At 63.6% G+C, this 9,874-nt stretch carries 3 protein-coding genes; 1 reads left to right on the top strand and 2 read right to left on the bottom strand.

Going from position 1 to position 9,874, the window contains the following annotated elements; all coding sequences use genetic code 11:
* Positions 1-105: 105 nt before the first annotated feature.
* Complete coding sequence (locus ACIPZ8_RS03740) at positions 106-1,482, bottom strand: HlyD family type I secretion periplasmic adaptor subunit (protein WP_400719762.1); 1,377 nt, start codon at positions 1,480-1,482, stop codon at positions 106-108.
* On the bottom strand, positions 1,472-3,628 hold the full coding sequence (locus ACIPZ8_RS03735; RefSeq protein WP_400719760.1) for a type I secretion system permease/ATPase: 2,157 nt from the start codon (positions 3,626-3,628) through the stop codon (positions 1,472-1,474). The genes ACIPZ8_RS03740 and ACIPZ8_RS03735 overlap by 11 nt, the downstream gene beginning before the upstream one ends.
* Positions 3,629-4,143: 515 nt before the next feature.
* On the opposite strand from ACIPZ8_RS03735, the gene ACIPZ8_RS03730 reads away from it, so the two are divergent.
* Positions 4,144-9,874: retention module-containing protein (locus tag ACIPZ8_RS03730; protein WP_400719758.1), on the top strand; the 5,731-nt coding region annotated here is incomplete at its 3' end.

Genomic DNA, 9,874 nt, shown 5'->3' with positions numbered 1-9,874 from the left:
GCCGTCAATTCTACAGCACCATGTGAAAATAGTGTCAAGATGATATTTGTGAGTTGCCGCACACGTTTGCCAGTGGCGATCTGACGCGACGCGCCCTGACGATGCTCAGCGCTCGCGCAGTGCTTCTGTCTGGGCCTTGATGATCGGCTTGAGCAGGTAACTCATGATGGTCTTCTTGCCAGTCTTGATATCCACCGTGGCGACCATGCCAGGGATGATCAGCAGCGGTTTGTCATCGCTGCCCAGGTGGCTTTTCTCGGTACGCAGGCGGATCGGATAATAGGTGGTCTTCTTGTCCTCGTCGGTGATGGTGTCGGCGCCGATCTGCTCCAGCTTGGCTTCGAGGCCGCCATAGATGGTGTAGTCATAGGCGGTGAACTTGACCATGGCTTCCTGGCCGGGGTGCAGGAAAGCGATGTCCTTGGGCAGGATCTTCGCCTCGATCACCAGGGTGTCATCCAGCGGGACGATTTCGATGATGTCGCTGCCCGGCTGGATCACCCCGCCGATGGTGTTGACCAGCAGCTGCTTGACGATGCCGCGTACCGGCGAAGTGACCAGGGTGCGGTTGACCCGGTCGTCCAGCGCCTTGCTGGTGGCAGTGGCCTTGCTCAGCTCGGTACGGGCCTCGTTGAGCTGAGTGAGGGCATCGCTGCGGAATTTGCCGCGGGTTTCCTCGATCTTGCTCTGAACTTCCTTGATGGCCGCTTCGGCACGCGGAATGGCCAGCGCGGTGGCATCCAGCTCGCCACGGGTCTCGACCTCGGAGCGGCGCAAGCGCAGGATTTCGACCTGGGAGACGGCGCCTTTGGCCACCAGTGGCTCGGACATGCCGATTTCCTGGCGCAGCAACTGCAGGCTGTTGGCGTACTGGTCGCGCTTGGAATTGAACTCGCGCAGCTCCTGCTGCTTTTGCACCAGCTGCTGCTGCAGGCCGCTGACTTCATCCTGCAACTGCTGGCGACGGCTCTGGTACAGCGACTCTTCACTGGCAGCCTGGCTGGGTGCCGCCTGGCGAAGGTTGTCTTCGATCTTCAGCGGAACGTCTTCGACCTCGGCACTCAGGCGTTCGACGCGCAGGGCCATGGCCACGCGGTCGGCCTCGGTTTCGCCCTTGTTCGAGGCGAAGCGGGTTTCGTCCAGGCGCAGCAGCGGCTCGCCGACTTCGACCACCTCCCCTTCCTTGGCGAAGATTTCGGCGACGATACCGCCCTCCAGGTTCTGGACCTTCTGCACCTTGGACGAGGGAATGGCCTTGCCCTCGCCGCGGGTGACTTCGTCGATGGGCGCGAAGCTGGCCCAGACGATCATGAACAGGAAGAACCCGATCACACCCCAGATGGTCAGGCGCACCACCCTTGGGGCGTCTTCGATCAGCGCCTTGTTGACCTCGGGCAGCGGCTGCCCGTGCAGCGATTCCGAGCCCTTGAAGTAGCGGCGCAGCTGTTCCTTGAACTGACCGATATCAAGCTTATGCAACACTGATCTGCCCCTTCTTCAGTGCATCCATGACGGCGGCTTTCGGGCCATCGGCAACCACCTGGCCACGGTCGATGACGATCAACCGGTCGACCAGCGTCAACAGCGAAGCGCGATGGGTAACCAACAGCACGGTCTTGCTCTCGATCACCGCCTGCAGGCGTTGCTTGAGGCGCTCTTCGCCGGTGTTGTCCATCGCTGCGGTGGGTTCGTCGAGCAGCAGGATCTGCGGGTTGAGCAGCAGCGCACGGCCCAGAGCCACGTTCTGCCGCTGGCCACCCGACAGGTTTTGCCCGCGCTCGCCGACCTGCAGTTCGTAGCCGTCCGGGTGCAGCCGGGCGAACTCGTGTACACCGGACAGCTCGGCAGCCTGCAGGATCATCTCGTCCTCGATGTAACGCGCACCACTGACCAGGTTGTCGCGCAAGGTACCGGCCAGCAGCTGGATGTCCTGGGGCACGTAGCCGATGTTGTGGCGCAGTTCGCTGACGTCGATCTGGCGGATATCCACGCCGTCGACCAGCAACGAGCCATTGTCTGCTTCGTACAGGCCGACCAGCAGCTTGGCCAGCGAACTCTTGCCCGAGCCACTGCGGCCGATGATGCCGACCTTTTCCCCGGGGCGAATGCTCAGGCTGATGTTCTTCAGCGCCTGGTTCTGCTGGTTGGGGTAGGTGAAATCGACGCCGCGGAACTCGATGGCGCCCTGCAGCACCTGGCGGCTCAGCGGGCGCTCCTCGAAATTGCGCTCCTGGGGCAGCTCCATCATCTGGTCGGTGGCGGCCATGGTCACCTTGGCCTGCTGGTAACGCGCCAGCAAGCCATTCAACTGGCCAAGCGGGCCGAGGGCGCGGCCGCTGAGCATGTAGCAGGCGACTAGCCCGCCCATGCTCAGGCTGCCGTCGATGATCAGGTAGACCCCCACACAGATCATCGCCACGCCGGCCAGCTGCTGGATCAGCAAGGTGATGTTCATGGCCAGGCCCGACAGCACTTTCACCCGCAGCTCCAGACGGCTGAGGGTGCCAAGGGTCTGCTCCCACTTGTACTGGCGTTCGCTTTCGGCGTTGTTGACCTTGACCGCATCCAGCCCGGCCAGGGTTTCGATCAGGCTGGACTGGCGTTCGGAGGCCAGCGCCATGGTTCGCTCCATGGTCGCCATCAGGGGTTTCTGCAAGGCATAGCCAATGCCGAGTGCCAACGGGAAGGCGAGCACCGGAATCCACACCAGATGCCCGCCGATGATGCCGATGACGATGAGAATGATCAGGGTGAACGGCAGATCGATCAGGCTGGTGAGCGTCAGTGACGCGAGGAAGTCGCGCAGGCCCTGGAACTCGTGGATGTTCTGCGCATAGCTGCCGACCCTGGCGGGGCGGTACTTCATGGCCATGCCGACGATGCGCTCGAACAGCGTGGCCGAGATGATCAGGTCGGCCTTCTTGCCGGCCAGGTCCAGGCACAGGCTGCGCAGGCCCTTGAGGATCAGGTCGAAGAGGTAGGCACCGGTAATGCCCACCGCCAGCACCCAGAGGGTCGAGGTGGCCTGGTTGGGCACCACCCGGTCGTACACGTTCATGACGAACAACGGTGCGGCCAGGGCAATCAGGTTGATCACCAGGCTAGCCGCGATGGCGTCGACGTACAGCCACTTGCTGCGCAGCAAGGTATCGCGGAACCAGGACTTCGCGCGCGGGATGAGGTTGCCGTGGTTGACGTCGTACTTGTGCTGCGGCTGGGCGAAGAATACCCGGCCGCTGTAGTCGCTGATCAGGGCTTCCCGGCTGACCAGCACTTCGCCACCGTCACTTTCGCTGAGCAGCAGGCGTGCGGTTTCAGGGTTTTCCCAACCGAGCAGGACGGCGGCGCGCCCCTCCTTGAGCAGCAGCATGGCCGGCATGGCGATACTCGGGATCTGCTCCAGCTTGCGCTGCAGCAGGCGGCCCTGCAGGCCCGCCCGGGCAGCTGCACGGGGCAGCAACTCCGGGCTCAGGCGCTGGGCCGGCAGGGGCAATCCGGTGGTCAGCATCACCCGGCTGGCGGGCTTCTGATGCAGTACGCACAGGGTCAGCAGACAGTCCAACAGGGGATCGTCGTGCTGACTACGCGGATCGTGGCTGAGCTGGATTCGTCTGACGTCGGATTCCACGTGGCGCTCTTCCTTGCAGTAGTTGGGGATGGCCCCTTCAACAATTGCCCATTGTTCTTTCAAGCAGACGACAGCAAAACCCGAAGGTTTCATTACTGTTGCACGGCGGACAACCCTGAGGATATAGCCACCCTTTCAGCAGCACTACCAAAAGACTAACGATTGATCTCGCCCGCGCAAGTCAAAGTTGTTCACCGTCTGTTACCTGCAGCGGCCAATCATGGACAAAGCCAAGCACCACGGGCCCTTCGCCGCAAAAATAAAGCGCCTGACACCGAGCAGACAATACAACTAATACGAAAGTGAGAGTTGGCAAGCGGCCAATTAACGATATGACTTTAGATTGCCCTTTATTCGCAATGCCGCATGAGCAGTCAATATTTCGTCATTCAACAGCCGCCATAACCGCAAGTGCGCGAAAGTTATATATCTATTGAATAAAGGCACTTTCGAATCATTCCACAACCCTGTCAGCGGGGTATGGAAGGTACTGGTCGAGTCATCTGGAGAGCCCCATGAGCACGGTAGTAGCCATCGTCAAAAGCATTGTTGGCCAAGTCATTGCGGTATCCCCGGAAGGCATCCGCCGTGTGCTCATCGAAGGTGATCGGTTGTATGCGGGCGAGCAGGTACTGACCGGCGTGGGAGGGGCCGTCACCCTGCAACTAAGCGATGGGCGCTATCTGGACCTGGGCCGCGACAGCCAGTGGAGCGCCGGCACGCCTGACACCAGCACCGACATGTGCATGGCCACGGCCCAGTCCGCACCGTCGGTTGAGCAGCTGCAGCAGGCCATCCAGGCGGGCGTCGACCCGACTACGGCGCTGGAGGCGACGGCTGCGGGCCAGACGTCATCGGGCGGCAGCAGCGGTGCGCTCGGTGGCGGGCACAGTTTCGTCATGCTCGAGGAAACCGCAGGTCGGGTCGACCCGACCATCGGCTACCAGACCGGGCCGCTGAACTTCAGCGAGAGCCTGCGTTTCGAGCAGTTCGCCGGCCCGGACACGACCGTGGCCGCAGAAACGGGTGCGAGCTCGGGAACGGCCGTGACACTGAGCGCGACACCGTCGATCAGCGAGAACGGCGGCACCATCGTCTATGTCGCAACGGTTGGCCAGGCCCCGCTCAGCGAACTGACCGTGACCTTGTCCAATGGTGCTGTGATCGTGATTGCCGCCGGGCAGACCAGTGGCTCGGTGAATGTCGCAGTGCCCGCCAACGACACGGTGTACATCGATGGCCGGGTGCTGTCGGTGAACATCACCGGCACCAGCGGCGGCGGCCTCCCCATCGGCATCGACGGCACCCACGCCGACACCCGTGTGGTCGATAGCGTCGACACCACCACCGCCACCCTCAGCGCCAGCCCCAGGGTTGCCGAAGGTGGGGCGATCACCTACACCGTGACCCTTGACCACCCGGCGCAGACCGCCGTCACGGTCAGCCTCTCCAATGGCCAGATCATCAGCATCGCCGCGGGCCAGAGCAGTGGCAGCGTGTCGCTGCAGACTGCCAATGATGTGTACAAGGGCGCGAGCACGCTCAGCACCAGCATCTCATCCGTGACCGGGGGTAACTTCGAGCACCTGGAGGCCAACCCTGCCCCCGTTCTGACCGTGATCAGCGATTCGGCCGATACCAGCACGGTGACCCTGACGGCCACTCCCTCGGTGAGCGAGAACGGCACCATCGTGTACACCGCCAGCCTCTCGGCGCCGGCCACCGGTTCGCCAGTGGTGGTAACCTTGGCCAACGGTCAGACCATCACTGTGGCGGTGGGCCAGAGCGTCGGTACGGTCAGCCTGCCGGTGGGCAACGATGTGTATCAGGGGCAGGGGCAAGTCAGTAACAGCATCAGCGCGGTCAGCGGTGGCAGCTTTGAAAACCTGGTCGCCAACCCGACACCGGTCAGTACCTCGATCAGCGATGCACCGGACACCACCACGGTGGCCCTCAGTGCGACCCCGAGCGTGACCGAGGGCGGTCAGATCGTCTACACCGCGACCCTCACCAATCCCGCCCAGACCGCCGTCACCGTGACCCTGAGCAACGGCCAGAGCATCACCATCGCGGCCAACCAGACATCCGGCAGCATCAGCGTGGCCGCACCGGGCGACGATCGCTATGTCGGTGGCGGAGTGGTCAGCGCACGCATCACCGATGCCAGCGGCGGCAACTTCGAGCACCTGGCAATCAACAGCACGCCAGCGGTGACGACTGTCACCGATACCCTCGATACTTCGACAGTGACGCTCAGCGCCACGCCTTCGGTGGCCGAGGGCGGCACCATCATCTACACCGCCACCGTGAATGCGCCGGTCACCGGCTCTGCCGTGGTGGTGACCCTGACCAATGGGCAGACCATCACCATCCCGGTCGGCCAGAGTTCCGGCACCGCCACCGCCGGCGTCAGCAACGACGTCTACCAAGGCCATCCGGCAGTCAGCAACAGCATCAGCAACGTCTCCGGCGGCAATTACGAGAACCTGGTCGCAGACAAATCCCAGGTCAGTACCACGGTCACGGATGTACAGGACACTACTACCGTCTCGCTGTCAGCGACGCCAAGCGTGGCCGAAGGCGGCCAGATCGTCTACACCGCGACCCTGACCAACGCCGCACAGTCGCCAGTGACCGTCACCCTGAGCAACGGCCAGACCATCACCATCGCCGCCAACCAGACCTCCGGCAGCGTCGCCGTCGCCACGCACGGCGATAACCCGTACCTCGACGCCGGCCAGGTCAGCGCGCGCATTACCAGCGCCTCGGGTGGCAACTTCGAGAACCTGGCGGTCAACAGCACGCCAGCGATGACCCATGTCACGGACACCGTCGACACCTCGACCGTGAGCCTGACCGCCACGCCATCGGTGGCCGAAGGTGGCACCATCGTCTACACCGCCATCGTGACCGCTCCAGTCACCGGCTCTGCCGTGGTGGTGACCCTGGCCAATGGGCAGACCATCACCATCCCGGTCGGGCAGAGTTCTGGCACCGCCACCGCCGCAGTCTCCAACGACGTCTATCAGGGCCATCCGGCGGTCAGCAACAGCATCAGCAATGTGACCGGCGGCAATTACGAGAATCTGGTCGCCGACAAATCCCAGGTCAGTACCACGGTCACCGATATTCAGGACACCACCACCGTCACCTTGACCGCCACGCCATCCGTGGCAGAAGGCGGGACCATTATCTATACGGCCAGCGTCGGGGCGCCTGTGACCGGCAGCCCGGTGATGGTCACCCTGACCAATGGCCAGACCATCACCATTGCCGTCGGCCAGAGCTCTGGCACCGCCACCGCCGCCGTGAGCAACGACGTCTACCAGGGCCATGCCCCGGTAACCAACAGCATCACCGCCGTCAGCGGCGGCGATTACGAGAATCTGGTCGCTGACAAGTCCCAAGTCAGCACCACCGTCACCGATGTGCAGGACACCACCACCGTCACCCTTTCCGCCACCCCATCCGTGGCAGAAGGCGGCACCATCCTCTACACCGCCACCGTTGACGCTCCGGTGACCGGCAGTCCGGTCGTGGTCAGCCTGGCCAACGGCCAAACCATCACCATTCCAGTCGGGCAAAGTTCGGCGACTGCCACGTCCGCGGTCTCCAACGACGTCTACCAGGGTCATCCGGCGGTCAGCAACAGCATCAGCAATGTCTCCGGCGGCAATTACGAGAACCTGGTCGCCGACAAGTCCCAAGTCAGCACCAGCGTCAACGATGTGCAGGACACCACTACCGTCTCGCTGTCGGCGACACCGAACGTGGCCGAAGGCGGCCAGATCGTCTACACCGCGACCCTGACCAACGCCGCACAGTCGCCAGTGACGGTCACCCTGAGCAACGGCCAGACCATCACCATCGCCGCCAACCAGATCTCCGGCAGCGTCGCTTTCGCCACGCACGGCGATAACCCGTACCTTGATGCCGGCCAGGTCAGCACGCGCATTACCGACGCCTCGGGCGGCAACTTCGAAAACCTGGCGATCAACAGTACGCCAGCGGTGACCAACGTCACGGATACCGTCGACACCTCGACCGTCAGCCTGACCGCCACGCCATCGGTGGCCGAAGGTGGCACCATCGTCTACACCGCCACCGTGACCGCCCCGGTCACCGGCTCTGCCGTGGTGGTGACCCTGGCCAACGGGCAGACCATCACCATCCCGGTCGGCCAGAGTTCCGGCACCGCCACCGCCGGCGTCAGCAACGACGTCTACCAGGGCCATCCTGCAGTTACCAACAGCATCAGCAACGTATCAGGCGGCAACTACGAGAATCTGGTCGCCGACAAATCTCAGGTCAGTACCAGCGTTACGGATGTGACCGACACCACTACCGTGTCGCTCTCGGCAACGCCGAGTGTGGCCGAGGGCGGTCAGATCGTGTACACCGCGACCCTGACCAACGCCGCACAGTCGCCAGTGACTGTCACCCTGAGCAACGGCCAGACCATCACCATCGCCGCCAACCAGACCTCCGGCAGCGTCGCCGTCGCCACGCACGGCGACAACCCCTACCTCGATGCCGGCCAGGTCAGCACGCGCATTACCGACGCCTCGGGCGGCAACTTCGAGAACCTGGCGGTCAACAGCACACCAGCGGTGACCAGCGTCACCGACACCGTCGACACCTCGACCGTCAGCCTGACCGCCACCCCATCCGTGGCAGAAGGCGGGACCATCGTCTACACCGCCACCGTGACCGCTCCGGTCACCGGCTCTGCCGTGGTGGTGACCCTGGCCAATGGGCAGACCATCACCATCCCGGTCGGGCAGAGTTCCGGCACCGCCACCACCGGCGTCAGCAACGACGTCTACCAAGGCCATCCGGCAGTCAGCAACAGCATCAGCAACGTGTCCGGCGGCAACTACGAGAACCTGGTCGCGGACAAGACCCAGGTCAGCACCACGGTCACGGATGTACAGGACACTACTACCGTCTCGCTGTCAGCGACGCCAAGCGTGGCCGAAGGCGGCCAGATCGTTTACACCGCGACCCTCACCAATGCCGCGCAGTCTCCGGTGACCGTCACCCTGAGCAACGGCCAGACCATCACCATCGCCGCCAACCAGACCTCCGGCAGCGTCGCCGTCGCCACGCACGGCGACAACCCCTACCTTGATGCCGGCCAGGTCAGCACGCGCATTACCGACGCCTCGGGTGGCAACTTCGAAAACCTGGCGATCAACAGTACGCCAGCGGTGACCAACGTCACCGACACCGTCGACACCTCGACCGTCACCCTGACCGCCACGCCATCGGTGGCCGAAGGTGGCACCATCGTCTACACCGCCACCGTGACGGCGCCGGTCACCGGCTCTGCCGTGGTGGTGACCCTGACCAATGGGCAGACCATCACCATCCCGGTCGGGCAGAGTTCCGGCACCGCCACCGCCGGCGTCAGCAACGACGTCTACCAAGGCCATCCGGCAGTCAGCAACAGCATCAGCAACGTCTCCGGCGGCAATTACGAGAACCTGGTCGCAGACAAATCCCAGGTCAGTACCACGGTCACCGATGTGCAGGACACCACCACCGTCACCCTGACCGCCACCCCATCCGTGGCAGAAGGCGGGACCATCCTCTACACCGCGACTGTCAGCGCAGCCGTTACCGGTAGTCCTGTAGTGGTGACCTTGGCCAACGGCCAAACCATCAGCATCCCGGTCGGGCAAGTTTCCGGCACCGCCACTGGCGCTGTGAGCAACGACGTCTATCAGGGCCACGGCCCCGTCACCAACAGCATCGCCAACGTCAGCGGCGGCAATTACGAGAACCTGGTCGCGGACAAGACACAGGTCAGCACCAGCGTCACCGACGTGCAGGACACCACTACCGTCTCGCTGTCGGCAACGCCGAGCGTGGCCGAGGGCGGCCAGATCGTCTACACCGCGACCCTGACCAACGCCGCACAGTCGCCAGTGACCGTCACCCTGAGCACCGGCCAGACCATCACTATCGCCGCCAACCAGATCTCCGGCAGCGTCGCTTTCGCCACGCACGGCGACAACCCCTACCTCGATGCCGGCCAGGTCAGCACGCGCATTACCGACGCCTCGGGCGGCAACTTCGAAAACCTGGCGATCAACAGTACACCAGCGGTGACCAGCGTCACGGACACCGTCGACACCTCGATCGTGAGCCTGACCGCCACGCCATCGGTGGCCGAAGGTGGCATCATCGTCTACACCGCCACCGTGACGGCGCCGGTCACCGGCTCTGCCGTGGTGGTGACCC

This window comes from Pseudomonas sp. NPDC089422 (genome assembly GCF_044749405.1).
In the GTDB taxonomy this organism is placed as follows: Bacteria; Pseudomonadota; Gammaproteobacteria; order Pseudomonadales; family Pseudomonadaceae; genus Aquipseudomonas.
The sequence above is the reverse complement of the archived record's forward strand: the minus strand, read 5'-3'. Positions and strand labels throughout refer to the sequence as shown.